We start from the raw sequence: 24,044 nt of genomic DNA on the forward strand, positions 1-24,044 counted from the left end.
CGTGTCGGTCGTGCGGACCGGACGGGCTCAGCCCCGCAGGGCCGCCGGGACGACGGCGAACAGCGCCGCCGCGATGGTGACGGAGAGGCAGAGCGCCGCCCAGCGAGTGCAGATCCGGCGGCATTCGCTGCGGTAGCGGGCGGCCAGCCGGCGGCAGCGTTCGACCGCGCGGTCCACGACCTCCTCGGCGTAGCGCAGCCGGTCGGCGGTGTAGGCCTGTTCGAGGCTCTCCCGTTCCGCGGCCGGGAGCCAGGGGAACTGTCCGGCGAAGGCGCGGGCGTCCCGCTCGGCCGCCGCGACCTCCGCCTCCCAGGCCAGGAAGCCCTCGATGCGGGCGAGCCCCACCCGGGAGTCCGCCCGGCGGCCCGCCCCGGCGGGCCTGCCCTGGCGCGGGTTCCGTGCTCTCTGCGGACGCTGCCTGCCACCCATGACCGCTCCTCGTGTCGAGTCGTCCCGCCTGGTCGGCCGCGCGGGAGTGGGCTGTGCGTGGCGGATCGCTCCGCAACCAGGCAACTACTATCAGTGACCAGATGGGGGCAGTGGGCGACGCGCCGAGACTCCCGCGGGCCGCCCCTCCTCCGACGCGGGCCAAAAGTTGCGCGCCGCGCACTCTTGCGCGTCACGCATCTTTTGCACCACAGTGAGGGCCATGACGACGGATCAGCCCGGCTTGCGGGAACGGAAGAAGGCCGCCACGCGGGAGGCACTGAGCTGGGCGGCGCTGCGCCTGGCCGTGGAGCAGGGGCTGGAGAACGTCCGGGTGGAGGACATCGCGGCCGCGGCCGGCGTGTCCCCGCGCACGTACAACAACTACTTCTCCAGCAAGGCCGAGGCGATCGTCTCCCGCCACCAGGAGCGCGTCCGGAAGGCCGCCGCGGCGCTGCGGGAACGACCCGCCGCCGAGCCGCTGTGGGAGGCGCTGACCCACGCCCTGCTCGAACCGTTCGGGCCCGTGGTCGAGCAACCGGATCCGCAGTGGACCGCCGCGGTGCGGCTGCTGCTGCGCGAACCGGTTCTCCAGGCCGAACTGTGGCGCGGCGGGGCGGAGGCGGAGGCCGGGCTCGCCGCCGCGGTGGCCGCCAGGACCGGGACGGACGCGGCCCGGGACCTCTACCCGAAGCTGGTCGCCGCGACCGCCATGGCCGCGGTCAAGGCCGCCAACGACCAGTACCTGAACGCCGATCCGCCGGTGCCGTTCCAGCCGCTGTTCACAACGGCGCTGCAGCTGCTGGCGGCCGGGCTGCCCGATCCGTCGGCCCGATGAAACCGTCCTGTCCGAGGGGGACTTGAGATGATCCACGACGTCGCCGTCGTCGGCGCCGGCCCGAACGGGCTGATGCTGGCCTGCGAACTGGCACTGGCCGGGATCCGGCCGGTGGTGCTGGAGCGGCTGCCCGAACGCTCCCCGGTCCAGAAGGCCAACGGCCTGGTCGGCCAGGTGATCCGCCTGCTCGACCACCGGGGCCTGTACGAGCCGCTCGGCGGCCCCGGCGCACCGCAGCCCGTGCCCCGTTTCGTGTTCGGCGCCTTCCCGCTGGAGCTGCACCGGCTCGACGACAACCCGCTGCACGCCCTGCCGGTGCCGCAGCACCGGATCGAGGAGGTCCTGGAGGAGCGCGCCCGCTCACTCGGCATCACCGCGCGCCACGGCTGCGAGGTCACCGGGCTCGCCCAGGACGGCACCGGCGTGACCGTCGACTACCGGGGTCCGGACGGCTCCGGGCAGCTGCGGGCCCGCTACCTGGTCGGCGCCGACGGCGGGCGCAGCACCGTCCGCAAGCTGGCCGGGATCGGCTTCCCCGGGGTCACCTCGCCCGACCCGGTCTCTCGCATCGCCCACGTCCTGCTCCCCGGGGACGTGCGCACCACCGGCACCGGCGAGTTCCTGCTGCCCGGCTTCGCCACCCCGGTCCGCCCGTTCACCCACACCCGCACCGAGCACGGCGTCCTCGTCCTCGCCCCCTTCGGCCCGGACGCCACCATGGTCGCCACCCTGGAGTGGGGCGGCCCGCCGGCGGACGAGTCGAGCCCGCTCACCCTGGACGAGCTGCGCGCCAGCGTCCGCCGCGTCACCGGCGCCGACCTCGCGCTCGCCCCGGCCGGTACGCCCGGCCCGTTCACCCCGCGCCGCCAGGTCGGCCACAACACCCGGCTCGCCGAGCGCTACCGGCAGGGCCGCGTCCTGCTGGTCGGCGACGCCGCGCACGTGCACGCCGCGACCGGCGGCCCGGGCCTCAACCTCGGCCTGCAGGACGCCGCCAACCTGGGCTGGAAGCTCGCCGCCGACCTGCGGGGCTGGGCCCCGCCCGGCCTGCTGGACAGCTACCACCGCGAGCGGCACCCGGTCGGCGAACGGGTCTTCATGCACTCCCAGGTCCAGATGGCGCTGATGTCCCCCGGCCCGGGGACCACGGCGGTGCGCGCCCTGTTCGGCGAGCTGCTGGCGCACGAGGACAACCTCGGGCGGATCGCCGCGCTGATGGCCGGCAGCGACATCCGCTACGACACGGACTGCCCGCACCCGCTCGCCGGACGCTTCGTCCCCGACCTCGCCCTCAGCACCGCCGCCGGGCCGTTCCGGATCGCCGAACTCACCCGCAGCGGACGCCCGTTGCTCCTCGACCTCACCGGCGGGGAACTCGCCGGGCAGGCGGCGGGCTGGAAGGACCGGGTCGACGGCATCGCCGCCGACTGCGCGGAGCCCCCGGCCGGCGCCCTGCTGCTGCGCCCGGACGGCTACGTGGCCTGGGCCTGCGAGGTCGGCGGGGCGGACCCGGACGGCCTCACCCTGGCGCTGCGCACCTGGTTCGGCGAGCCCCGCACCTGAGTACGCGCGCCCAGGCGCACCGAGTACTCCGGCGCTGCCCGACGGCCCGGACCGGACGGCAGCATGGGCCGCATGAGCGAACTCCCCCGCACCTCCGGCCGCGCGACCGGCTCCGCCCGCGGGCAGTGGTGGAACGCCGTGACGAACTCCACCGCGGTGTACCTGATGCTGCTGCCCCCGGCGGGGGTCCTCCGCGGTCTCGCCGAGATGATGACCGACTCCTGCGACGGCCCGGCGTCCTGCCCGTCGACCCGCGCCCATCTGGCCGTGGCGGACTACGGGTTGTTCGCGCTGCTCGCCCTGATCGTGCTCCAGTGGCCGGTCGGGTACCTGGTCCCCCGGGGCCGGGTGCTGGTCACGCTGCTCCCGGGGGTGGCGCTGCTGGTCGCCGTGGTCGCGATGTTCGGCATCGAGGGGAACACCTGACCGGTGTTCCGGACGCTCCGCCGGTACTGACCCCCGGTCAACTATGGTCGTCGCCGGCACGTTCGGCAGGAACGCGCCGCCATCCGACGAGACGGGGAAACAGTGCGCATCGGAATCATCGGCAGCGGCATGGTCGGGCAGACCCTGGGGAGCAAGCTGGTGTCGCTCGGCCACGAGGTGACGCTGGGCTCCCGCAGCAAGGACAACGAGAAGGGGCTGGCCTGGGCCGCGCAGGCCGGCCCCGGCGGCGGGTGCGGGACCTTCGCCGAGGCGGCCGCCTTCGGCGAGGTGGTGCTGAACGCCACCGGCGGGACGGTCTCCCTCGCGGCGCTGCGGGCCGCCGGGGCGGAGCACCTCGCGGGCAAGCTGCTGATCGACGTCTCCAACCCGCTGGTGTTCGGCCCGGAGGGCCATGTGACGCTCGACCCGGTGAGCACCGACAGCGTCGGCGAGCAGATCCAGCGCGAGTTCCCCGAGGCCCGGGTGGTGAAGGCGCTCAACACCGTCAACTGCGAGCTGATGGTGGAGCCGGGCCGGCTGAGCGGCGAGCACAACCTCTTCATCGCCGGCAACGACGCGGCGGCCAAGGCCGAGACCGTCGCGCTGCTCGGCGGCTTCGGCTGGCCGGCCGAGTGGATCATCGACCTCGGGGACATCTCGGCCGCCCGGGCGACGGAGATGATGATGCCGCTCTGGCTCCGGATGATGGGGCACTTCGGCAGCGCCGAGTTCAACTACGCGTTCCGGCGCCCCGCGTAACGCGGAAGGCCGCCCCCGGTCCGTCGGAGGCGGCCTTCCGCGCTCCGGGGCCCGGGACTCCGCCGGGCCCCGGGCTGCGGGGGTCGCGTCGCGGTGGGGGAGAATGGACCGCATGTCCCGACGTCGCTCCGCGCCCCGCTCCGCCGCTCCGCGGCTGCTGCCCTCCTCTCCCTGCCCGTGCGGCCTGCCCGCCGCCTACGGCGACTGCTGCGGCCGACTGCACCGCGGCCAGGCGGCGGCGACCACCGCGGAGTCGCTGATGCGCTCCCGGTTCAGCGCCTTCGCCGCGCAGGACGAGGCGTACCTGCTGCGGACCTGGCACCCGGACACCCGGCCCGCCGAGGTCGACTTCGACCCGGCGCTGCGCTGGACCCGGCTGGAGGTGCTCTCCACCACCGAGGGCGGGGCGTTCCACGCGGCGGGCACGGTCGCCTTCCGGGCGCACTGGACCGAGGGCGACGAGGAGGGCGTGCTCGCCGAGAACAGCCGCTTCGTGCGGCACGAGGGCGCCTGGGTGTACCTCGACGCCCTCTCGCTCGGCTGAGCCGACCCTCCGGGGGCGCGCCTACAGGTAGTCGTCCAGCCGGCCCAGCGTGAAGCCGGCCGCGGTGACGTCGTTGACGACCTTGCGCAGCAGGTCCGGCATGGTCGCCTTCCAGATGTCGGTGCCCCGGAAGTGGGTGAGGATGATGTCGCCCGGGTGCAGCTGCCGGTCGTCGTAGCGCCACTCCATGTGGTCCGGGAAGGCCTCCTCGTTCCACATCGGCACCGCCTGCACCCCGCAGGAGGCCGCCGCGCGCAGCGTGTCGTCGTTGTACTCGCCGTACGGCGGCCGGAACAGCCGGGGGCGGACGCCGATCTGCTGCTCCAGCTGGTCCTGCTGGTTGCAGATCTCCTGGCGCTGGGTCTCGTAGTCCAGGACCTTCAGGTTGCGGTGGTTGATCGTGTGGTTGTTGATCTCCACGCCCTGGGCGTGCAGGTCCCGGAAGTAGCCGTAGTCCTCGCGGGCGAGGTAGTCGGACACGAAGGCACTGATCGGCACCCCCAGCTCCGCGGCCATCCGGGAGAACGCGGGGTCCTTCTCCGCGCCGTCGTCGACGGTCAGGAAGACCACCTTGTCGTCGGTCGGCACCCGGTAGACCACCGGCGGGCGGTCCTCCGCGAGCTTGACGCCTTGGGCGGGGGTGAGCCGGGCCCTGGTCGCCGGACGCGGCAGGGCCTTCAGCGGCGGGCGCTCCAGGCCCCAGCGCTGCGCGGTCTCCAGCGCGGTCCGGGCGGCCGCCTCCTGGCGGGCCACCGCCGCGCTGCCGGCCTCCTCCTCCTGGCGGGCCAGGCCGGGCAGCACCGGGGGCGCCGCCGGGCGGGCGGCGCCGTGGCCGACGGCCTCGACGGCGGGCACCGGCTCCCCCTTGGCGGCGTCCGCCCCAGCCGGGGCGGCCTTCGGCCCGGCGGTCCGCGCGGTCCCGGCCGGACCGGAACAGCCGGCGATGACGGCGCCGAGGCAGACGGTGACCAGCAAGCCGGTCCGCACCGCGCTCCGGCGTCGCTGACTCCCCCTCAAACCCCCATTATTCAGACAATCTGATGGTCTATCCATAGCTGCACTGCTCCCCCGCCACGCACCCCCGCCAATCCCTCCATCACCCGTGCGGGGCAACGGCGCGCCGGACGCCTTGCCGTTCCTTTGCCGTCCACCGCCGTGGCAGGCCGCTCCAGGGGCCGTCGGGCCCGCCGGGGACCCGGAAAACCCCTTGCGACGGCGACGGCACGGAACGGATCATGCGCGCATGACCGACACCGCGCCCCTCCGCCCCGACCTCTGGTCCGTCACCACCGCCGACGTGACCACCCCCGAGGCCCTGGAGCTGCTGCGCGAGTACTACTACGACGTGGCCAACCGCTACTACCGCCTGCACCTCGGGCGGGAGGGCACCCCGGAACAGTTGGAGTCCGGCCTGGCCGGCTCCCCGAGCGACGACCTCGTCGCGCCCGACGGCCTGTTCCTGATCGGCCGCCACGACGGCGTCGCCCACTCCTGCGCCGGCCTGCGCCGGCTCGACGCCACCACCGTCGAGCTGACCCGCGTCTACGTCCGCCCCGGCCTGCGCGGCACCGGCGGCGGCGCCCGCCTGCTCGCCGCCGTCGACGAGGCCGCGCGCTCGCTCGGCGCCGACCGGATCGTGCTCGACACCCGCCGCGACCTGGTCGAGGCCTGCGCGCTCTACCTCCGGCACGGGTACCACGAGATCCCGGCCTACAGCAGCGGGCCGTACGCCGAGGTCTGGTACGCCAAGGAGCTCACCGTCCGCGCGTAGCAGGGGTGTCGGGCGGGGGTGTCGCTCAGCGGTGGGGCCGCCGCGAGGGACCGGCTGCACCGGGCTCGGTCGCCGGGGCGGCCGGGGCTACACCGCGTCGACCTCCGCCGCCGGGCCCGCCGCGAGGGCGGCCGCCAGCTCGGCCGCCGAGGGCGGGTTGGCGCCCGGCCGGGAGACGGTCAGGGCCGCGGCCGTCACCGCGTGGGTCAGGCAGGCCCGGAGGTCGGCGCCGCCGGCCCGGGTGTGCAGGAAGGCGGCCATGAAGGAGTCCCCGGCGCCGACGGTGTCCGCGACCGGCACCGGGACGGCCGCCGCCTCGGCCCGGACGCCCTCGGCGGTGCGGGCGAACGCGCCGTCGGCGCCCAGCGTCACCGCCACCACGGCGGGGCCGAGGGCCAGCCAGCGCTCCGCGACCGCCTCGGGCCGCTCGCCCGGGTAGAGCCAGGCCAGGTCCTCGTCGCTCGCCTTGACCAGGTCACTCAGCGCCACGCAGCGCTCGACCCGCCGGACGGCCTCCGCCCGCTCGCCCATCAACGCGGGGCGCACATTGGGGTCGTAGCTGATCTGCGTGCGCCCGCGCCACCGCTCCACCAGGGCCAGCACGGTGGCCGCGCCCGGCTCGGTGACGGCGCCGATCGAACCCAGGTGGATCGCGGCGGGCGACTGCGCGAGGTCGGTCCGCACCGGCTCGGCCGTCGGCAGCGTCCAGCCGATGTCGAAGGTGTACCGGGCACGGCCCTGCCCGTCCAGCCGCACTACGGCCGAGGGCGTCCGGGCCACCTCGGCGGCCCGCACCCGCACGCCCGCCGACTCCAGGTGCGCCCGGATCAGCCGGCCGTTGGCGTCCGGCCCCAGTTCGGTCAGCAGCGTGGCCGGGCGGCCGAGCCGCGCCAGGCCGTACGCGACGTTGGCGGGACTCCCGCCGGGGTGCACCCGGTCCGGGACGCCGTCGGCACGGACGACGTCCGCGACGCACTCACCGATCACCAGGACACGGGAGGCTGGACTGGTCACGGCGGCTCCTGGCATCCGGTACGGGGGCGTCGTCTCGCCCGCCAGCCTACGGGGTGCGCCAGGGCATGGAAGTACGGCCGCCGGACCTGGCCAGGAGTTCCGACGGCCGTGGCCCCGTCCGTCAGGGGACGAAGCACTCCCGACGTTAGACGGCCCCCGGGGGCCGCGCCAGCACGGTGGGCCGTCCGGGCGACGACGGTGTGTCGTCGGATCCCGCGGATCGGCCCCCCGCCGGCCCGGCCGTCCACTAGCATCCGTGCGCGGTACTCCTGTCCCGGCGGCCCCCGCACCCGCTCCACGCGCGAAGTGCGGTGACCCCCTTGTCCAAACCCCGCGCCGGCCTCGCCCTGTCGCTGGTGCTCAGCGCGGCGCTGCTGTCCGCGAGCGTCCCGTCGGCCGGTGCCGCCGGGCTGGGCGATCCGGTCTTCCCCTCGCTCGGGAACACCGGGTACCGGGCGCTCGCGTACGACCTGGCCTTCGACTACCGGGCCGACACCCGCACCGTGGACGGCACCGCCGTGATCACCGTCCGGCCCGACCGCACCCTCGCCCACCTGGAGCTGGACGCGCTCGGCCTGACCGTGCACGCCGTCCGGGTCGGCGACCGCCCCGCGGACTTCGCGACCCACGACGAGAAGCTGACCGTCACCCCGGCCGGGCCGTTCCAAGCCGGCGCCACCACCGAGTTGACGGTCGAGTACACCGCGGACCCGCGGGCCGCGCTGCCCCACACGGGCTGGGTGCCCACGCCGGACGGCTTCGCGGTGGCCGGCCAGCCCCGAAGCGCCCACACCGTGTTCCCCTGCGACGACCACCCCGGCGACAAGGCCCGGTTCACCATCGCGGTGACCGCACCGGACGCCCTCCTGGGCGTCGCCAACGGCGAGTTGACGCAGACCGAGCCGCACCCCGACGGCCGGACCACCCGCCGGTACGTCTCCCGCGAGCCGATGGCCACCGAACTCGTCCAGGTCGCGGTCGGCGACTACACCGTCCGCGAACGCACCGGCCCGCACGGCCTGCCGCTGCGCGACGTCGTCCCGACCGCGCGGGCCGCCGAACTGGAGCCGGCGCTGGCCCTGACCGCCGGCCAACTGGTCTGGGCCGAGGCCCACCTGGGCCCCTTCCCGTTCGAGGCCTACGGCATCCTGCCGGTCGACACCGACGCACCGGACGCGTTCGCCTTCACCGGCCTGGAGACCCAGACCCTGACCCTCTACAAGCCGGACTTCCTGCGCCGGCCGGAGGCGGAGATCGGCCCGCACATGATGCACGAGCTGGTGCACTCCTGGTTCGGCGACAGCGTCTCCCCCGCCAGGTGGTCCGACCTCTGGCTGAACGAGGGCCACGCCGACTTCTACGGCCTGCTGTACCGCTTCGACCGCGGCTGGCCGGACGACCGGGGCCGCACCACGCTGACCGACCGGATGCGCGACGTCTACCGCCTCGGCGACCGGTCGCGGCACGACTCCGGGCCGGTCGCCTCCCCGACCGCCGCGAACCTCTTCGACGGCCAACGCTACGCGGGCGGCGTGCTGGTCCTGTTCGCCCTGCGCGAGAAGGTCGGCCAGGACGCCTTCGACCGGATCGAGCGCACCTTCCTGCGCGAGCACCGGTACGGGAACGCGACCACCGAGGACTACGTGCGCACGGCCTCCGAGGTGTCCGGGGAGGACCTGGGCGGCTTCCTCCACGACTGGCTGTACGGGATGCGCACCCCGCCGATGCCGGGACACCCGGACTGGACCGTGGACCCGGCGGGGGACGCTCCGGGCGCGGCCGCGGGGCCCGTGGCCGCGGGTACCGCCGTCCGGGAGGGCGGGACCGGGGTGGCGGACGGGGCGGGGGTGGCCCGGGGCCCGGGAACGCCCTGACGGCGCCGCTGGGGCGGCTGTTGCACGCCCCGGCGCGCCGGTGTGCGTCCGGCCGCCGCGTGCGCGCCGCTGACCGGCGGGGACGGCCGGGGCCATGGTGGTTCCCACGGCCCGCCCGCCGCCCGGCCTGAGTCCCGGTCGGCGCGCGGGCCGTCCAGCTTGCGCGCGTCCTCGCCGCGCTCCGCCCGCCCGGGCCCGTCCCCTCCCCCCGCTCCGGCCGGTTGTCAGTGCCCGGTGCTAGCGTTCCCTGCACGATCGAGCAACGGTCGGGAAGCGAACGGGGGGATTTCTCATGGGTGTTGAGCTGCGGGAGTTCGGCGTCGAGGTCTACGACCGCTGGACGGCGCTGTGGAACGGCGAGCTGGCGCTGGCCGAGAAGATCATGGCGCCCGACTTCACCCTGCGGTACACGCAGGCGGGCTCGGAGATCTTCGACGAGGTGCGGACGCCGGCGGGGCTGGCCGAGGTGATCCGGCAGTGGCACGCCAAGCGGTCGGAGCTGCGGTTCGCGGCCGAGGGCGTCGCGGTGGTGGATCTGGAGTCGGTCGACGGGGCGGTGTCGGGGCTGGTGGCCCGGCCGTACCTGGCGAGCTTCTCGGACGGCGAGGGCGGCGTGGTGGCGCGCAGCGGGACGGACATCCTGCGGCTCGACGGCGGGCTGATAACCGAGGTGTGGTCGGTCTCCTCCGGTTCCTCCGGGCGGACCTTCTACCGGGCCTGACACTCCGTCGGCACGCCGGGCCGGAGGGTGTGCGGGGGCGGCCCTGGTGGGCCGCCCCCGTAACCCTTCCGGCGCAGCGTCGTTGGACCGGCCATGAAGAAGCGCAGCATGCTCGCCGTCGCCTCGCTCGCCGTGGGTGTCGTGGCCTCCCTCACCGCGCCCAGTGCGCACGCCAGCGCCGTGGGCGGTCAGGAGGGTCTGCCCGGGCCGCTGAGCAGCGCGCCCGAGGTGCTGCCCGGCCAGGTCGGCGACGCGGGCGGTGCCGTCGGGCACGCCACCGGCTTCGTGACCGGGTCGGCGGACGGACTGGTCGGGGTCACCCCCGCCTAGTCACCCTGGCCTGGTCACGCCCGCCCCGCCGTCTCGACCCGTACCGAGGCCGCCCCGTCCGGTCAGGACATCGGGGCTCCGAGGTCCTGGGTCCAGTAGGTGGTGCCGGTCGGGCTGGTGGCCAGGCCGACGCCGACGTCCTTGAAGCCGCAGTCGAGCATGTTCGACTGGTGGATGCCGCCGTCCATCCAGTGTGCGACGACCGTGGCCGGGGCGGTGGGGCCCCGGTCGAGGTTCTCGCCCCACTGGGACCAGCGGTAGCCGGCGGCGGTGATCCGGGCGTCGGTGCGGACACCGTCCGGGTTGACGTGGTCGAAGAAGCCGCGGGCGGCCATGTCGTCCGAGTGCTTCTGCGCGGCGGAGTGCAGCCGGGGGTCGATCCGCAGTGGAGCACAGCCCACCTTGGCACGTTCGGCGTTGACCAGGTCGACCAGCTGGCGTTCCGGGTTGGCGACCGGCGCGGGGGCGACCGTACGGGTCGGCGTGGGCGTCGGCGTCGGGGTGGCCGTCGCGGTGGGGGTCTCCGTGGGCGTCGGTGTCGGCACCGGCGTCGGGGCGACCGCCACGGGCGCGGGGGCGACGCTCGGGATGTCCAGGGCGGTGTCCTGGGCGGCCGCAGGAGCGGTCGGCTCCGGTGCGGCCGCCGCCGGGGGCTCGCTGTGCTGCGGCCACACCAGCGCGAGAGTGGTCACGGCCACCGCCGCCGCCGCGCCGCTCACCAGGACGGCCTTCCGGGCGGCGGTGCCGGCCCAGCCGCCGTGCCCGCCGGCACCGGCGTGCGCACCCGCTCCCGTACCGGATCCGGCGCCCGAGCCCGCGCCTGCGCCTGCGCCTGAAGCGGCGCCCGAGCCGGCGGCGCTCTGGGCGGCGACGGCAGCCGCGGTGTGCTGGAAGTGGAGCAGGAGCGGCGAGCCGTGCGGGATCGGCACCAGGGCGAGGCCGGCCAGCAGCCCCTCCGCGGGGAAGAGGTCGCGGCCGAGGCCGTCGCAGCCGGCGCAGCCGCGGATGTGACGGGCTATGCGCTTGCGCCAGACCGAGTTCGGGGTGCCGTCGAATCCGGCGGTCATCTCGGTCAGTTCGGGGCAGCGGGGGTAGGCGCTGAGGGCGCGGACGACGACCCGGCCGGCCTCCAGCTGCTTCTTCATCCGCTGGACGCGGACGGCGGTGTGCGCCGGGCTCAGGTCGAGCGCTTCGGCGAGCTCGGCGCGGGTGAGGTCGCCCGCGGCCTCCAGCCACCACAGGGAGAGCAGTTCGCGGTCGTCGGGGTCGAGCCAGCGGGTCGCTTCGGCGACCTCGCGGCGCTGGCCGGAGAGGCCGAGCCGCAGGATGGTCAGGTCGGTGAAGTCGGCCCTGGGGTCGGCGACCTCCCAGGTCTCGTCCAGCCCGCCGACGGCCTGTTGCAGACCGGCGGCATGACGGCGGCGGACCTGGTTCATGGTGATGGCGACCAGCCAGGAGCGGAACGAGTCCGGGTCGCGGAGCCCGTCCAGACCGTCCAGGGCTCGGATCATGGTCTCCTGCGCGACGTCGTCGACGTCGGCGTGGCCGCCGAGGGCACGTCCGGCCACGTTGTAGACGAGCGGCAGCCAGGCGGCGACCAGCGCCTCCTGGGCCTGCCGGTCGCCGGCCTGCGCCGCGAGCACCAGGGTGCTCCCGGTCCTGTTCTGCACATCAGCGTTCATGGTCCGCACTCCGTCTTGCCGTGTTTCCGTCCGCCGCTGCCTCCTCGGAGACCTGTGGGGAGTGATCAGATAACAACAATGTGCGCGGAATCGGAAAATCGGCCCGGCCCGGAAGCGGATCGGGCCGGAACGGAGTGTCGTCGGATCGGTTCGGTGGTGTCCGATCGGTTCGTGGTCGGTTTCGTGCTCGGGGCCGGGTTTCGTCGTGGGGGCGGGGTTTCGGGGTCCGGGTCAGGTTCGGGGGTCGGGGGTCGGGGGTCGCGTTACGTAACCGAGGCCGAGGGCCGGGGTCAGCGTCGGGGGCCGGTCAGGCCGGTGCGGCGAACACCTGGGTCCACCACGGACCGCCGGAACCGGTCCGCACGCCCACGCCGAGCTGCTTGAACGCGCAGTTCAGGATGTTGGCGCGGTGGCCCGGGCTGTTCATCCAGGCGTCCATCACCGCGGCCGGGTCCTTCTGGCCGCGGGCGATGTTCTCGCCCCAGGTGCTCCAGCGGTAGCCGGTGGCCTCGATCCGGTGGTCGGCGTGGTAGCCCTCGGGGCTCGCGTGGTCGAAGTAGTTGCGGTTCGCCATGTCGTCGCTGTGCGACTGGGCCGCGGTGGCCAGCTTGGGGTCGGCGGTGACCGGCCCGCAACCGGCCTTGGCGCGCTCGACGTTGACCAGGTCCACGACCGCCTGGGCGTCCGAGGGGGCGGCGCCGCCGCCGACCGGGGTGGCCGGTCCGGTCGCGCTGCGCTGGGCGGGGGCCGCACCGGCGGGGGTCGCGGTCCGGGTCGCGCTCGCGGTCGCCTTGGCGGCGGTCGCGGAGGGGGTCGGGGTGGCGGTGGCGGTCGCCGTCGGGGTGGCGGTGGCCGTCTCGGTCGGCGTCGCCGGGGCGCTCGGGGTGGCCGCCGGACCGGTCGTGGCCGCGCCGGACGGCGGCACCGGGGCGGTGGCGTTCGCTCCCCCGGCACCGGGGACCTGGATGCCGTCGTGCGTGCCGATCTCGGCCGCGATCAGCACGTCGGCGGCCATCGCCTGGCCCATGACGTCCCGATCGGTCTGCTTGCCGCCGTACGCGGCGTAGCCGGCGCCGGCGAGCGCGGCGATCAGCCCCGTCCCGGCGACGGCCGCGACCACCGCGGTGACCGGCACGAACCCGCCGCGGCGACCCCGCCGGCCGCGGCCGGCGTGCCGCTGGGCGGCCCGCCTCGCGGCCCGGCCACCGGACCGGCCCCGGCCGCCCTCACCGCCGTCGCCCACGCCTCGGTCACCACCGGTCGCCGGGAGGATGGTCGTCCTGTCGTCGCTGTTCACGTGGTCACGCTTCCTGTTCCGGGTCGGCTGGTCGAGTGTCGACACCTGGGAGACCTCCCGGCGGCGGGCGGATAACAGAAAGTCCGAACGAATGTCCGGCGACCCGGTCACCATCTCAGCGCATCGGGGCGTCCGGGGCCATGTCGTAGGTGAGGAACTGGGTCCGAACGGCGACCTGGTCGTACTTGCCACGGGCTCGGTAGTTGGTCTCGGAGGTGATCCACCGGACGGTGTTCCAGCCGCGCTCGGCGGCGATCTCCCGCAGCCGGGCCAGCAGCTGGTCCACCGCCCCGCCGCCCCGGACGTCCGGCGCGACGAAGAGGTCGTCCAGGAAGCAGCCGACGGCCCCGTGCAGCGGACGGGCGAACGGCCGGTAGTGGGCGAGCCCGACCGGCGTCCCGTCGCCGTCCCGCACCAGCAGCCCGTCCAGCTCGTGGTCCTTGTCGGTGAGCCAGGACCACACCAGCTCGGCCTTCTCCTCGGGGCACGGCAACCGGTAGAACTCGCAGTACCCGCGGAAGAGTTCACGCCAGGCGGCGAACTCGTCGGCCTCGGGCGCGCCCACGCTCCAGCGGACGGTGGGGGTGTCGCTCATCTCGGTCTCCTCGGGGTCGGGGCGGCTTGCGGGCCCAGCATGACGCCCCGTCGGCCCGCATCCGATCTCCACCCCGGCCAAGACCACCGGCCCGGCACTCCACTCCGGCACTTGGGAAGGCGGGCCGCACCGGGTCGTCCCCGTGGGCCCGTGGGCCGGTCCCACGGGCGGGCCGCCACCCGTCGGGTGCGGCGACGGAGGGTCCTCACCGGATGCGCAGGGTGCGCACCGGACGGAGGGCGCTCACCGGACGAGCCGGGTGCCGCGCCGAGCGGCGGTGCGGCCGGCGGCCGGTGGCCGCGGCAAGGGGGTACCCCGCCCGCAGGGCTGCTGAGGCGCGGGCCGCCGGGGGCGCGGATGCTGGGTGGAGGAGGTGGTGTGGTGGCGGGGCTGGAGAGGTTGGCGGCGGCGTCGCGGGCGGTGGCCGCGGAGCCGGGGCGGCGGGCGAAGACGGGGTTGCTGGCCGGGTGTCTGCGGGAGTTGGGGCCGGTGGAGGCGCCGGCGGCGGTGGCCCTGCTGTCCGGGGAGTCGCAGCGGCTGCGGACCGGGGTCGGGCCGGCGGCGCTGCGCGGGTTGCCGGAGCCGGCCGGCGAGGCGTCGCTCGGGGTGCGGGAGGTGGAGCACGAGCTGGAGCGGATCGCGGGGGTGCACGGCGCCGGGGCGCAGGCCGAGCGGCGGCGGCTGTTGCACGGCCTGTTCGGGCGGGCGACCGGGGAGGAACAGAGGTTCCTGCGGGCGGTGCTGGTCGGGGACCTGCGACAGGGGGCGCTGGACGCGGTGGTCGGGGAGGCCGTGGCGCAGGCGGCGGGGGTGCCCTCGGCGGCGGTGCGGCGGGCGCTGATGTTCCGGGGTTCGGCCCGGGCGGTGGCGGAGGCGACGCTGACCGGCGGGGAGGCCGCGCTGACGGCGTTCCGGCTGGAGGTGGGACGGGCCGTGCGGCCGATGCTGGCCGCCTCCGCGCCGGACGTCGCCTCGGCGCTGGAGCGCACCGGTCCGGCCGCGCTGGAGTGGAAGCTGGACGGGATCCGGGTGCAGGTTCACCGGGACGGCGACGAGGTCGCGGTGTTCACCCGCAGCCTGGACGACATCACCGCGCGCGTCCCCGAGGTGGCGCAGGCCGCGCTCGCGCTGCCGCTGCGCTCGGCGGTGCTGGACGGCGAGGCGATCGCGCTCGGCGCGGACGGGCGGCCGCGCCCGTTCCAGGAGACCGCCGCGCGCACCGCGGCCCGGCGCGACCCGGAGCGACTGCGCGCCGAAGTCCCGCTCAGCGTCTTCTTCTTCGACCTGCTGCACCGGGACGGCGAGGACCTGGTGGACCGCCCCGGCCGGGAGCGCTGGGCGGCGCTGGCCGAGGCGGCACCGGCGGACCTGCGGGTAACGCGCACCGAGACCGGGGACCGCGACCTGGCCCTGGCCTTCTTCCGGGACACGCTGGCCCTCGGCCACGAGGGCGTGCTGGTGAAGGACCCGTCGGCGCCGTACGCGGCCGGGCGCCGCGGCATCGGCTGGATCAAGGTGAAGCCCCGGCACACCCTCGACCTGGTCGTGCTGGCCGCCGAATGGGGCAGCGGGCGGCGGCGCGGGTTCCTCAGCAACCTGCACCTGGGCGCCCGGGCGGCGGGCGAGCCGGGGCTCGGCCCCTGGGTGATGCTCGGCAAGACCTTCAAGGGCCTCACCGACGAGACGCTCGCCCGGCAGACCGTCGAGCTGCTCGCCCGGCAGACCGAGCGGGACGCCTGGACGGTACGGGTCCGTCCGGAGCTGGTGGTCGAGATCGCCTTCGACGGTCTGCAGCGCAGCCCCCGCTACCCCGCCGGCCTCGCCCTGCGGTTCGCCCGGGTGGTGCGCTACCGGCCGGACAAGGACGCCGCCGAGGCCGACACCATCGCGACCGTGCGGGAGATCGCCGCCGCCGAGGGGCTGTCGTCGTGAACCCGCCCCGGGGGCGGCGGAACCACTGCTTGTCGGAGTTGCGTCAATTCAAACCCGCTGCGCCGCACGGGCGTTCCGATGTGGGCCGAATCGGCCATTCTCAAGGATCCCGCCATCGCCCCCTCCGTGGACGGAGCAGCGGCGGTTAGGTTGGCAATGACAACGAGAGGCGGCCGCCGGGCAGCCGGCGGCGCACTGGCGAAAGGTGCCCGACCATGCGGGTGAACGTCGACCGGGACCGCTGCTGCAGCTCCGGGATGTGCGTCGTGAACGTTCCCGAGGTCTTCGACCAGGACGAGCAGGACAGTCTGGTGAGACTCCGTCAGACCACCTTCCGGCCCGACCAGTTCGCCGACCTGCGACTCGCCGCCCAGCTCTGCCCGGGCGGCGCGATCACCGTGACCGAGGACGAACCCGCCGCGACCGGCGACTGACCACCCCCGCGCCCCACGCCCCCACCACGACGTGCCCCCGCCACACCCCAGGCCCACCGCGCCCCGACCCCACCGCAACGAGCGGGCCCGCCGGACCACGGCGGTCGAGCTGCACCGGAGAACACCCACGCAAGGAGCCGCACCTTGACGAGCACACCCACCACCCCCACCACACCCACCACCCCTGCCCCCACGACCACCGGCACCACCGGCACCACCGGCACCACCGGCACCACCGCCGTCCGGATCCCGGCGCCGCACTCGGCCGGCTGCCCGTTCGGCCCGCCCCCCGCGTACACCGACGCCGCCGCCACCGCCGCCGTCACCCGCGCCGACCTGCCGGGGGGCGAGTCCTGCTGGCTGGCCACCGGCTACGCCGAGGTCCGCACCGTCCTGTCCGACCGCCGGTTCAGCGCGGACGCGCGCCACCCCACCTTCCCGCTGCTGGTCCCCGGCAGCCGGGAGATCATCGCCGCGAACCCGAGCTTCCTGCGGCTGGACGACCCCGAGCACGCCCGGCTGCGCCGGATGGTCACCGGGGACTTCCTGGTCAAGCGGGTCGAGGCGATGCGACCGGCCGTCCAGCGGATCGTGGACGAGGCGCTGGACGGGATGACGCTCGGCCGCACCGAGGCCGACCTGGTCGCCGACTTCGCCCTGCCCGTCCCCTCGCTGGTGATCTGCCTGCTGCTCGGAGTCCCCTACGAGGACCGCGAGTTCTTCCAGGCCGTCAGCCGGACCCTGCTCAGCAGCGACAACACCCTGGAGAAGCTCTTCGAGGCGCAGCAGGAGCTGCTGGACTACCTGAGCGCGCTGGCGGCCCGCAAGCGGGAGCAGCCGGAGGACGACATCCTGAGCCGGCTCGCCGTCCGCGACGACCTGACCGCGCACGACGTCGCGAGCACCGGCCTGCTGCTGCTGATCGCCGGGCACGAGACCACCGCGAACATGATCTCGCTGTCCACCGCGCTGCTGCTGGACCGGCCCGACCAGGTCGCCAGGCTGGCGGACCCGGCCGCGCTGCCCGGCGCCGTGGAGGAACTGCTGCGCCACCTCACCATCGTGCACACCGGGCTGCCCCGGGTGGCCCTGGAGGACGTGCAGCTCGGCGCCACGACGATCAGGGCCGGCGAGGGTGTGATCGCGATGATCTCCACCGCCAACCGGGACGAAGCGGTGTTCGGCGACGCCGACCGGCGACCCGCCGACGAGCTGGACCTCGACCGGGACGCCCGGCGGCACATGGCCTTCGGCTTCGGCGTGCACCAGTGCCTCGGCCAGCCGCTGGCCCGCGCCGAGCTGCAGATCGCCCTGGCCACCCTGTTCCGGCGGCTGCCCGGCCTGCGGCTCGCGGTGCCGCGCGCCGAGCTGGCGTTCCGCACCGAGTCGTTCATCCACGGGATGCGGTCGCTGCCCGTGACCTGGTGACCCCGCCCGGTCGGGATCCGGACCCGAGGCGCCCGCGGCCCCCGTTCCCCGGTCATCCGGCTGGCCCCGGCGCCGGGGCGGGGGCAGGCTGGAAGGGCGCAAGAGAACCCGGCCCGGCCGCGCCCGCGGCTCGGCGCACCCGGACCGGCCGAGGAAACGGAGCCCACGATGACCGACATGAGCGACCGGTCCGAGGTGAGCACCGACCGCGACGAGGACGTCCGTGCTGCGGACCCCGAGGAGGGCGTCACCTCGATGCAGAACCTGCACGCGCAGGACACCTCGCAGGCGGAAGGCGACGCCATGCTGGACGAACCCGGCCGGCTCGACTGACCGTCCGCCGCCGTACCGACTCGACCGCCCGGTGGGACCGGGCGGTCGCCGCGACCGCAGGTGTCGCTGCCCGGGTGGCGACTCACCGGCGGGGGAGGATAGGCGCATGACCGAACACGACCAAGGCAATCGGCAGGCACGGCCGCCCGCGGACCCGCGCGCGTCGTGGGCGACCTGGACCACCCAGTCGATCATCAGCGGCCCCGGAGGGGTCACCACCTCCGAGGTCGGCCCAATCTCCGGCGACCTCACCGTGCACACCACCTGGGTGGACGGCGAGGCGCGGCTGACCGTCCAGTACACCGGCGCGCTGGACTGGTACACGGTGTCCGGCAGCCCCGTGCCGGCCGCCGACGAGACCACCGCCCGGGCGATACACCAGGCGATGGTGAACGGCGTCAAGACGGGCCGGGGCGCGGGGGCCCCACCACCGCCGGCGTCCTGACCACGTCGGACGTCCCGACCACGGGGGCGGAGGCGCCGGGGGTTCCGGAACCCTACGGCGCCTCCTCGCCCTCCGGCGGCGTGGTGCCCTCCGTCGCGGCGCCCTCCGCCGTGGTGCCCTCCGTCGGCGTGCTGCCCCCGGCGGTCGTCCCCTTCACCCTCCCGCCCTTCACCGTCTCGCCCTTCACCGTCGTGCCCTTCGGCGTCGGCGCGGCCGCGGTCCAGTAGGCGCGGTCGGCCGGCCGGCGGGCGCGCAGGTCCACCCGGACCTCGCCGGCCAGCCGACGGGTCTCGCGCCGGTTCATGGTGGCGCCGATGCCCGCCCCGACCAGCAGCGGGGTCATCGCGGGCAGGTGGCGCAGGGAACTGCGGGTGAGCCGACGGCCCAGCTGCTTGCGGACCTCCGCGCCGATCGCCAGCGCGGCGAAGCCGGCCGGCCGGACCAGCAGGTTCGCGTCGATCCCGCGGCGGTTGGCCCAGGCCCCGACGTACGCCCCGGCCCGCTGGGAGACGGTGCCCTGCGCCGGGACGCCGTAGACCTCGTGCAGTTCGGCGATCAGTTTGATCTCCACCGCCGCCACCGCGATCGTCTCGGCCGCGATCTCCACCGGCATCGCGGGCGGCACCGGCATCATCGCGGCCGCGCCGACGCCCGCCCCGAGCGCGCCGGAGGCCCGGACGGCTCCGGCGACCAGCCGGTCGGCCAGCTCCTCGGGGAAGGCCGCGCCGGGGTGCTGCGCCCGCAGGGTGGCGAGGTCGCGCACCGGGATCCGCGGGGCGGCCTGCAGCAGCTGCTCGGTGAGGGCCCTGCTGCCGTACGCCGCCCTCCGGGCCGCTCCCCGGGCGGCCCGCCCGCCGGTGCCGAGCAGCCGGGCGGTGTGCGCCACGACGGCCCGGCCCCGGCCGCGCTGCCGCGCCTCGTACGCGGCGGCCGGCTGCTCGCCGACGGGCCGCTCGGCCTCCTCGACCAGTTCGGCGAGCTGCTCGCCCAGGTCCGGCTCGGGGGTCGGCCGGGAACGGCCCGGCCTGCGGAAGACTGCCATGGGGATCAGGTACCCGCGGGGCGAGGACGCTAGTCGGCGCTCGCCGGCGAGTCGGTGACCTCGACCCCGCGCCAGAACGCGACCCGGCCGCGCACGTGCTCGGCCGCGGGCTCCGGGTCGGTGTAGAACCACGCGGCATCGGGGTTGGTCCGCCCGTCCACGTCGAGGGTGTAGTAGCCGGCGGTGCCCTTCCAGCCGCACACCGTGGTCGTCCCGGAGGGCCGCAGGTACTCCGTGCGGACCGACTCGGCCGGGAAGTAGTGGTTTCCCTCGACGACGACGGTGTCCTCGCTCTCGGCGATGACGATGCCCTGCCAACTCGCTGTGGTCATGAGGTGATTGTGCCCGACGGGCGATCACCGCGGGCGCCGTTCCGGGCAGCCCGCTCGGCCCGGAAACGAACGGCCCGGAGACGAACGGCCCGGGACCGAGCGATCCGGGACCGAACCATCCGAGGTCGGCCGGTCAGGGGTCGGCCGGTCAGGGGAGCGGGTGGGCGTGGACGGGCAGGTGCGGGCTCTGGTGGCCGCCGCTGGCGAGCATCCGGACCTCCCCGGTGTCGCTGATCTCGGCCCGGACGATGCCGCTCTCGTCCTCGTACACCGGATGCCCGCCCGGGCCCGTCGCGCTGGTCCTGCTGACCACCACGACGTCCTGCGGGGCCTGGGTGCCGGGTGTGCCGGGGAAGGTGAGGGCGTAACGCATGGCGGGGTTCATCACCGGATCCTGCTCCCTGTCGGCGTGCGTCCGCGAACGCACGCTCCGATCCACGGACGCCGGTTGCGATCCACGGTACGGTCCACGGCGCGGTCCACGGCGGTCCGCTCCGTCCGCTCCGGCCGCCGCGGCCCGGTCACCCGGCGGCGACCTCGGCGGCCCGGGGGTGCGAGCCGCGGACCTCCAGCTCGGCGAGCAGCCGGGCGGTGGCCTCCGCGACCGCGTCCACGGCCCGGTCGAAGGCCTCCCGGTTGTGCGCGGCCGGGGCGCGGAAGCCGGAGACCTTCCGGACGTACTGCAGGGCGGCGGCGCGGAAGTCGTCCTCGCCGGCGTCGGGGGTCACGGGCGGTCGCAGCGTCTTGATGTTGCGGCACATGCACCCAGTCTCGCGCGCGCGGGCCCCACCGGCGACTTCCTCCCGTCACGCGCACCTCACGGGGGCGTCATCCGACCGGATTAGGATGCCGGACGAACGAATTCGTCCGCCGCGCGCTCCCCAGGTCGTCGGCATCACCCCGGAGTCACCCCCTTGCCTCTCGCGCTGCTCGCGCTGGCCGTCACCGCGTTCGCCATCGGCACCACCGAATTCGCCGCCATGGGCCTGCTCCCCCAGGTCGCCGACAGCCTCCACGTCTCGATCCCGCAGGCGGGCTGGCTGATCTCGGCGTACGCGCTCGGGGTGGTGGTCGGCGCGCCGCTGCTCACCGCGCTGGCGGCCGGCCGGCCGCGCAAGGCGGTGCTGGTGGCGCTGGCCGGGCTGTTCGCCACCGGCAACCTGCTGTGCGCGCTCGCGCCCGACTTCTGGACCCTGGCCGCCGCACGGCTGGTCACCGGGCTGCCGCACGGGGCGTTCTTCGGCGCCGGCGCGGTGGCCGCGGCCGAGCTGGTGGCGCCCGACCGGCGGGCCCGCGCGGTGGCGGTGATGTTCTCGGGACTGACCGTGGCCAACATCGTCGGCGTCCCGGCCGCCACCCTGCTCGGGCAGCACCTGGGCTGGCGGGCGACCATGCTGGTGGTCGTGCTGATCGCCGCCGCCGGGACGCTCGCCATCGCCCGGCTGGTGCCCGCGCTGCCCTCCCCCGGCCAGTCCGGGCTCCGGCACGAGCTGCGGGCCTTCCGCAGCGGGCAGCTGTGGCTGGCGCTGGCCACCGTCGTGTTCGGCTGCGGCGGCTTCTTCGCCTGCTACAGCTACATCGCGCCGCTGCTCACCGAGGTCTCCGGCTACGCCACCGGGTCCGTGACCCTGGTGCTGGCGCTGTTCGGGGTCGGGATGACGATCGGCAACGTGCTCGGCGGGTTCGCCGCGGACCGGGCGCTGCGGCCGACGGTCTGTGCGGCGTTCGTGCTGCTCTCCGCCACCCTGGCGCTGTTCGCGGTGACCGCGCACGCCCGGTGGTCGGCGGCCGTGACCGTGGTGCTGATCGGACTGTTCGGCTTCGCGATCGTGCCGGCGGTGCAGACCCTGGTGCTGCAGAAGGCGCGCAGCGCGCCGACGCTGGCCTCGGCGACCGTCCAGGGCGCCTTCAACCTGGCCAACGCCCAGGGCGCCTACTTCGGCGGGCTGGCCCTGGACGCCGGGCTCGGCTGGACCGCGCCGACGCTGGTGGGCGCGGGCCTGGCCGCCTCGGGCGCGCTGGTCGCGGTGCTGGCCTGGGCGGCCGACCGGCGGCGGCCCGCCCCCGCCGTCGCGGAACCGGCCGCCGCCCCTGCCGCGGTGGTGACGGGTTAGCGGATCTCGATCTCCCGGTGGGCGTCGGCGAGCAGACGGTAGCCCTCGCCGTTGGCCTTGATGCCCGTCCGCTCCTCCTCGCTCAGCTCCCGGCGGACCTTCGCCGGGACGCCCGCGACCAGCGAGCCGGGCGGGACGACCATGCCCTGCGGCACGACCGCGCCGGCCGCGACCAGCGAACCGGTGCCGATCCGGGCGCCGTTCAGCACGGTGGCGTTCATGCCCACCAGGACGTCGTCCTCGACGGTGCAGCCGTGCAGCACCGCGTTGTGGCCGACCGAGATCCGCTCGCCGACCACCAGCGGGAAGCCGGGGTCGGCGTGCAGGGTGCAGTTGTCCTGGATGTTGCTGCCCGCGCCGACGCTGATGGACTCGGCGTCGCCGCGCAGCACCGCGCCGTACCAGATGCTCGCGCCCGCGCCGACGGTCACGTCCCCGACCACGACGGCGTTCGGCGCGACGAAGGCGCCCGGGTCGACGGCGGGCTCCCGGCCCCCGACTGCGGCGATCAGCGGCTCTGCCATGTCTCGTCCTCCTGGTGACGGTCGGCCGTGGTGTCGCCGGTCAGCGTAGGGGGTCGGTCACGGTGCCGGGAGGGCGAGGTCGGGTGCGAGGTCGGGTGCGGGTGCAGGTGCGGGCGCGGGTGCGGCCGTTCCGGTCTGCGGGCCGCACAGCGCGGTCGTGACCACCTTCTGCCAGGCGGCGTCGGCGGTGTCCTGGTCCCGGATGTCGTAGACGGTGGTGTTCCCGGCGAACTGGCGCCTGCCGTCCGCCGAACCCAGCACCATCGTGACGTAGCCGGGGACGCCTCCGACGTGGCCCCAGAAGGTGCCGCAGGGGGTGTCCACCCGCTGCAGGCCGAGACCGTAGGACCGGCCCCCGCCGTGGGCGGTGGTCTGCTGCATGGCGGCGAGTTCGGCCGGGCGCAGCAGGCGGCCGCCGAGCAGGGCCCCGAGGAAGGTGGTCAGGTCGGCGGTGGTGGAGATGCCGGCGCCGGCGGAGCCCGCCATCGTGGGGTCGAGCAGGGTGACGTCGACCGGTCCGGTGTCCGTCCTGTCGTAGCCGTGGGCGTGCGGGCCGGGGATGACGGGCGAGCCGCCGGGCATCCAGGTGTCCCTGAGGCCGAGCGGGCGGATGATCCTGCGGGTCACCTCCTCGGTCCAGGGGCGGCCGGTGAGCTTCTCGACGATCATGCCGATCAGGACGTAGTTGGTGTTGGAGTACTGCCAGTCCGTTCCGGGCGGGAAGGCGGGCGGGTAGCGGCGGGAGACGTCGACCAGGTCCCGGAGGGTGTAGTGCGTGAAGCGGCCGCCGTCGAGCCACTCCGGCCGCCGGTGGTCGAAGGCCGGGTCCTGGGTGTAGTCGGCGACGCCGCTGGTGTGGTCGAGCAGCTGCCGGACGGTGATCTCCGTGCTGTTCGGGACGATGCCGGGCAGCAGGCACTCCAGCCGGTCGTCGAGGTCCAGGCGGTGCTCGCCGACGAGCTGGAGCAGCGTGGTGGCGACGAAGGTCTTGGTGGCGCTGCCGATCCGGAAGGCCCCGCGCGGGTCGGCGGGTTCGCCGGTGGTGAGGTCGGCGACGCCGGTGGCGTTGCGCCAGACCAGCCGGCCGTCCTGGCGCACGGCGGCGAGGGCCGAGGTGGCGTAGCCGGGATCGGTCATCCCGGCGAGGGCCGCGTCGGCGGCCTGCCAGCCGGTACGGCGTTCCGGGGTGTCGGCGGTCGCGGGGCGGACGGCGATCCGGCCGTGGGCGTCACCGCAGCCGGCGGCGGCCGGGAGGCCGAGGGGCCCGGCGACGGCTGCCGGGGCGAGTGCGGCGAGCAGGCCCGCGCCGACGGCGACGACGACGGCGGTGCGCAGGACCGGGCGGTGGCGCCCGCTCGTCGGAGCGGTCCTGACGGCTGTCGGGGCGGCGGTCATTCCGGTCTCCCTGGTCTGGGTCGCGGGAGGGTCGACCGGGTTGTGGGCCCGGGTTCCTGACACCATGCCAGAGTTCGGGCCGGCCGCCCCCGTGCCACGGGCGGAGGGCGACCCGGAACGGACCCGGGGGGGGGGGGGCGGGCCGGGGCGGGGGGGTGGGGGGGGGGGGGCGGGCCCGGGCGGGAGGGGGGCGGCTGGAGACTCTGTAGACTACAGTCAAATAAA

The 24,044-nt window shown here is 75.4% G+C and carries 27 protein-coding genes; 15 read left to right on the plus strand and 12 right to left on the minus strand.

All coding sequences use genetic code 11. The features are described 5' to 3' along the window. Window positions 1-27 precede the first annotated feature (27 nt). The gene (locus ABT048_RS07310; RefSeq protein WP_350520315.1) at window positions 28-429 is read right to left on the minus strand and encodes a cytochrome C oxidase subunit I; all 402 of its coding nucleotides are present in this window, start codon (window positions 427-429) and stop codon (window positions 28-30) included. A gap of 220 nt (window positions 430-649) precedes the next feature. On the opposite strand from ABT048_RS07310, the gene ABT048_RS07315 reads away from it, so the two are divergent. The 5 genes from ABT048_RS07315 to ABT048_RS07335 all read left to right on the plus strand — a co-directional run bounded on the left by ABT048_RS07315 (window position 650) and on the right by ABT048_RS07335 (window position 4,556). Next, on the plus strand, window positions 650-1,264 hold the full coding sequence (locus ABT048_RS07315; RefSeq protein WP_350520316.1) for a TetR/AcrR family transcriptional regulator: 615 nt from the start codon (window positions 650-652) through the stop codon (window positions 1,262-1,264). 27 nt (window positions 1,265-1,291) lie between these two features. Continuing rightward, on the plus strand, window positions 1,292-2,827 hold the full coding sequence (locus ABT048_RS07320; protein ID WP_350520317.1) for an FAD-dependent monooxygenase: 1,536 nt from the start codon (window positions 1,292-1,294) through the stop codon (window positions 2,825-2,827). Window positions 2,828-2,899: 72 nt separating this feature from the next. Beyond that, entirely contained in the window at window positions 2,900-3,253 is a 354-nt protein-coding gene (locus ABT048_RS07325; protein WP_350520318.1) for a hypothetical protein, read from the plus strand. A gap of 102 nt (window positions 3,254-3,355) precedes the next feature. Next, window positions 3,356-4,012 carry an NADPH-dependent F420 reductase gene (locus tag ABT048_RS07330; protein ID WP_350520319.1) on the plus strand — a complete coding sequence of 219 codons (657 nt, stop codon included), beginning with the start codon at window positions 3,356-3,358 and terminating at the stop codon, window positions 4,010-4,012. A gap of 112 nt (window positions 4,013-4,124) precedes the next feature. Next, window positions 4,125-4,556 carry a YchJ family protein gene (locus ABT048_RS07335; RefSeq protein WP_350520320.1) on the plus strand — a complete coding sequence of 144 codons (432 nt, stop codon included), beginning with the start codon at window positions 4,125-4,127 and terminating at the stop codon, window positions 4,554-4,556. 21 nt (window positions 4,557-4,577) lie between these two features. Here ABT048_RS07335 and ABT048_RS07340 read toward each other — a convergent pair whose 3' ends face one another. Further along, complete coding sequence (locus tag ABT048_RS07340; protein ID WP_350520321.1) at window positions 4,578-5,543, minus strand: polysaccharide deacetylase family protein; 966 nt, start codon at window positions 5,541-5,543, stop codon at window positions 4,578-4,580. A gap of 256 nt (window positions 5,544-5,799) precedes the next feature. Here ABT048_RS07340 and ABT048_RS07345 point away from each other — a divergent pair, with 256 nt between their 5' ends. Continuing rightward, window positions 5,800-6,327: a GNAT family N-acetyltransferase gene (locus tag ABT048_RS07345; RefSeq protein WP_350520322.1), complete on the plus strand. Its 528-nt coding sequence runs from the start codon at window positions 5,800-5,802 to the stop codon at window positions 6,325-6,327. Window positions 6,328-6,414: 87 nt separating this feature from the next. Here the strand turns inward: ABT048_RS07345 and ABT048_RS07350 are convergent, their stop codons facing one another. Beyond that, the gene (locus ABT048_RS07350; protein ID WP_350520323.1) at window positions 6,415-7,341 is read right to left on the minus strand and encodes a carbohydrate kinase family protein; all 927 of its coding nucleotides are present in this window, start codon (window positions 7,339-7,341) and stop codon (window positions 6,415-6,417) included. A 320-nt stretch (window positions 7,342-7,661) separates the two neighbouring features. On the opposite strand from ABT048_RS07350, the gene ABT048_RS07355 reads away from it, so the two are divergent. From ABT048_RS07355 to ABT048_RS07365, 3 genes are all read left to right on the plus strand, one after another. Next, the gene (locus ABT048_RS07355; protein ID WP_502893976.1) at window positions 7,662-9,215 is read left to right on the plus strand and encodes a M1 family metallopeptidase; all 1,554 of its coding nucleotides are present in this window, start codon (window positions 7,662-7,664) and stop codon (window positions 9,213-9,215) included. Window positions 9,216-9,507: 292 nt separating this feature from the next. Then, window positions 9,508-9,936 carry a nuclear transport factor 2 family protein gene (locus ABT048_RS07360; RefSeq protein ID WP_350520324.1) on the plus strand — a complete coding sequence of 143 codons (429 nt, stop codon included), beginning with the start codon at window positions 9,508-9,510 and terminating at the stop codon, window positions 9,934-9,936. Between the two features lie 93 nt (window positions 9,937-10,029). Next, a complete protein-coding gene (locus ABT048_RS07365) occupies window positions 10,030-10,266 on the plus strand; it encodes a hypothetical protein (protein WP_350520325.1) in 237 nt (78 codons plus the stop codon). Window positions 10,267-10,328: 62 nt separating this feature from the next. Here ABT048_RS07365 and ABT048_RS07370 read toward each other — a convergent pair whose 3' ends face one another. From ABT048_RS07370 to ABT048_RS07380, 3 genes are all read right to left on the minus strand, one after another. After that, complete coding sequence (locus ABT048_RS07370; protein ID WP_350520326.1) at window positions 10,329-11,948, minus strand: sigma-70 family RNA polymerase sigma factor; 1,620 nt, start codon at window positions 11,946-11,948, stop codon at window positions 10,329-10,331. Window positions 11,949-12,255: 307 nt separating this feature from the next. Further along, window positions 12,256-13,245: a CAP domain-containing protein gene (locus ABT048_RS07375; RefSeq protein ID WP_350520327.1), complete on the minus strand. Its 990-nt coding sequence runs from the start codon at window positions 13,243-13,245 to the stop codon at window positions 12,256-12,258. A gap of 115 nt (window positions 13,246-13,360) precedes the next feature. Beyond that, window positions 13,361-13,840: a GNAT family N-acetyltransferase gene (locus ABT048_RS07380; RefSeq protein ID WP_350520328.1), complete on the minus strand. Its 480-nt coding sequence runs from the start codon at window positions 13,838-13,840 to the stop codon at window positions 13,361-13,363. Between the two features lie 381 nt (window positions 13,841-14,221). Here ABT048_RS07380 and ABT048_RS07385 point away from each other — a divergent pair, with 381 nt between their 5' ends. The 5 genes from ABT048_RS07385 (at window position 14,222) to ABT048_RS07405 (ending at window position 18,412) form a co-directional block, all read left to right on the plus strand. Next, a complete protein-coding gene (locus ABT048_RS07385) occupies window positions 14,222-15,772 on the plus strand; it encodes an ATP-dependent DNA ligase (RefSeq protein ID WP_350520329.1) in 1,551 nt (516 codons plus the stop codon). A gap of 215 nt (window positions 15,773-15,987) precedes the next feature. Then, complete coding sequence (locus ABT048_RS07390) at window positions 15,988-16,206, plus strand: ferredoxin (protein WP_350520330.1); 219 nt, start codon at window positions 15,988-15,990, stop codon at window positions 16,204-16,206. Between the two features lie 246 nt (window positions 16,207-16,452). Continuing rightward, window positions 16,453-17,634 carry a cytochrome P450 gene (locus tag ABT048_RS07395; RefSeq protein ID WP_350520353.1) on the plus strand — a complete coding sequence of 394 codons (1,182 nt, stop codon included), beginning with the start codon at window positions 16,453-16,455 and terminating at the stop codon, window positions 17,632-17,634. 168 nt (window positions 17,635-17,802) lie between these two features. Beyond that, window positions 17,803-17,967, plus strand: coding sequence for a hypothetical protein (locus ABT048_RS07400; RefSeq protein WP_350520331.1), 165 nt, complete (start codon window positions 17,803-17,805; stop codon window positions 17,965-17,967). Between the two features lie 106 nt (window positions 17,968-18,073). Then, a complete protein-coding gene (locus ABT048_RS07405) occupies window positions 18,074-18,412 on the plus strand; it encodes a hypothetical protein (RefSeq protein ID WP_350520332.1) in 339 nt (112 codons plus the stop codon). Window positions 18,413-18,464: 52 nt separating this feature from the next. On the opposite strand, the gene ABT048_RS07410 is transcribed toward ABT048_RS07405, so the two are convergent. From ABT048_RS07410 to ABT048_RS07425, 4 genes are all read right to left on the minus strand, one after another. Then, window positions 18,465-19,454 carry a hypothetical protein gene (locus tag ABT048_RS07410; protein WP_350520333.1) on the minus strand — a complete coding sequence of 330 codons (990 nt, stop codon included), beginning with the start codon at window positions 19,452-19,454 and terminating at the stop codon, window positions 18,465-18,467. Between the two features lie 29 nt (window positions 19,455-19,483). Beyond that, window positions 19,484-19,786: a DUF427 domain-containing protein gene (locus ABT048_RS07415; protein WP_350520334.1), complete on the minus strand. Its 303-nt coding sequence runs from the start codon at window positions 19,784-19,786 to the stop codon at window positions 19,484-19,486. Between the two features lie 148 nt (window positions 19,787-19,934). Further along, the gene (locus ABT048_RS07420) at window positions 19,935-20,171 is read right to left on the minus strand and encodes a DUF6296 family protein (protein WP_396546691.1); all 237 of its coding nucleotides are present in this window, start codon (window positions 20,169-20,171) and stop codon (window positions 19,935-19,937) included. 136 nt (window positions 20,172-20,307) lie between these two features. Beyond that, complete coding sequence (locus ABT048_RS07425) at window positions 20,308-20,547, minus strand: DUF2277 domain-containing protein (RefSeq protein ID WP_350520335.1); 240 nt, start codon at window positions 20,545-20,547, stop codon at window positions 20,308-20,310. Between the two features lie 153 nt (window positions 20,548-20,700). Here ABT048_RS07425 and ABT048_RS07430 point away from each other — a divergent pair, with 153 nt between their 5' ends. After that, window positions 20,701-21,900, plus strand: a complete 1,200-nt coding sequence (locus tag ABT048_RS07430; RefSeq protein ID WP_350520336.1) for an MFS transporter — start codon at window positions 20,701-20,703, stop codon at window positions 21,898-21,900. Here ABT048_RS07430 and ABT048_RS07435 read toward each other — a convergent pair. Further along, window positions 21,897-22,424 (minus strand): gamma carbonic anhydrase family protein, encoded by a 528-nt coding sequence (locus ABT048_RS07435; protein ID WP_350520337.1) that lies wholly within the window; start codon window positions 22,422-22,424, stop codon window positions 21,897-21,899. The genes ABT048_RS07430 and ABT048_RS07435 overlap by 4 nt on opposite strands. A 57-nt stretch (window positions 22,425-22,481) precedes the next feature. Then, window positions 22,482-23,819 carry a serine hydrolase domain-containing protein gene (locus ABT048_RS07440; RefSeq protein ID WP_350520338.1) on the minus strand — a complete coding sequence of 446 codons (1,338 nt, stop codon included), beginning with the start codon at window positions 23,817-23,819 and terminating at the stop codon, window positions 22,482-22,484. Window positions 23,820-24,044 lie beyond the last annotated feature (225 nt).

Origin of the sequence: Kitasatospora sp. NPDC096140 (assembly GCF_040303045.1) — a bacterium.
GTDB lineage: Bacteria > Actinomycetota > Actinomycetes > Streptomycetales > Streptomycetaceae > Kitasatospora.

Excerpts from the sequence above, each read along its gene's own strand:
- ABT048_RS07315 (WP_350520316.1), top strand. The coding sequence starts at position 650 with ATGACGACGGATCAGCCCGGCTTGCGGGAACGGAAGAAGGCCGCCACG.
- ABT048_RS07345 (WP_350520322.1), top strand. The coding sequence starts at position 5,800 with ATGACCGACACCGCGCCCCTCCGCCCCGACCTCTGGTCCGTCACCACC.
- ABT048_RS07370 (WP_350520326.1), bottom strand. The coding sequence starts at position 11,948 with ATGAACGCTGATGTGCAGAACAGGACCGGGAGCACCCTGGTGCTCGCG.
- ABT048_RS07410 (WP_350520333.1), bottom strand. The coding sequence starts at position 19,454 with ATGGCAGTCTTCCGCAGGCCGGGCCGTTCCCGGCCGACCCCCGAGCCG.
- ABT048_RS07435 (WP_350520337.1), bottom strand. The coding sequence starts at position 22,424 with ATGGCAGAGCCGCTGATCGCCGCAGTCGGGGGCCGGGAGCCCGCCGTC.
- ABT048_RS07310 (WP_350520315.1), bottom strand. The coding sequence starts at position 429 with ATGGGTGGCAGGCAGCGTCCGCAGAGAGCACGGAACCCGCGCCAGGGC.
- ABT048_RS07365 (WP_350520325.1), top strand. The coding sequence starts at position 10,030 with ATGAAGAAGCGCAGCATGCTCGCCGTCGCCTCGCTCGCCGTGGGTGTC.
- ABT048_RS07440 (WP_350520338.1), bottom strand. The coding sequence starts at position 23,819 with ATGACCGCCGCCCCGACAGCCGTCAGGACCGCTCCGACGAGCGGGCGC.
- ABT048_RS07335 (WP_350520320.1), top strand. The coding sequence starts at position 4,125 with ATGTCCCGACGTCGCTCCGCGCCCCGCTCCGCCGCTCCGCGGCTGCTG.
- ABT048_RS07380 (WP_350520328.1), bottom strand. The coding sequence starts at position 13,840 with ATGAGCGACACCCCCACCGTCCGCTGGAGCGTGGGCGCGCCCGAGGCC.
- ABT048_RS07420 (WP_396546691.1), bottom strand. The coding sequence starts at position 20,171 with ATGAACCCCGCCATGCGTTACGCCCTCACCTTCCCCGGCACACCCGGC.
- ABT048_RS07425 (WP_350520335.1), bottom strand. The coding sequence starts at position 20,547 with ATGTGCCGCAACATCAAGACGCTGCGACCGCCCGTGACCCCCGACGCC.
- ABT048_RS07360 (WP_350520324.1), top strand. The coding sequence starts at position 9,508 with ATGGGTGTTGAGCTGCGGGAGTTCGGCGTCGAGGTCTACGACCGCTGG.
- ABT048_RS07320 (WP_350520317.1), top strand. The coding sequence starts at position 1,292 with ATGATCCACGACGTCGCCGTCGTCGGCGCCGGCCCGAACGGGCTGATG.
- ABT048_RS07390 (WP_350520330.1), top strand. The coding sequence starts at position 15,988 with ATGCGGGTGAACGTCGACCGGGACCGCTGCTGCAGCTCCGGGATGTGC.
- ABT048_RS07415 (WP_350520334.1), bottom strand. The coding sequence starts at position 19,786 with ATGACCACAGCGAGTTGGCAGGGCATCGTCATCGCCGAGAGCGAGGAC.
- ABT048_RS07405 (WP_350520332.1), top strand. The coding sequence starts at position 18,074 with ATGACCGAACACGACCAAGGCAATCGGCAGGCACGGCCGCCCGCGGAC.
- ABT048_RS07400 (WP_350520331.1), top strand. The coding sequence starts at position 17,803 with ATGACCGACATGAGCGACCGGTCCGAGGTGAGCACCGACCGCGACGAG.
- ABT048_RS07325 (WP_350520318.1), top strand. The coding sequence starts at position 2,900 with ATGAGCGAACTCCCCCGCACCTCCGGCCGCGCGACCGGCTCCGCCCGC.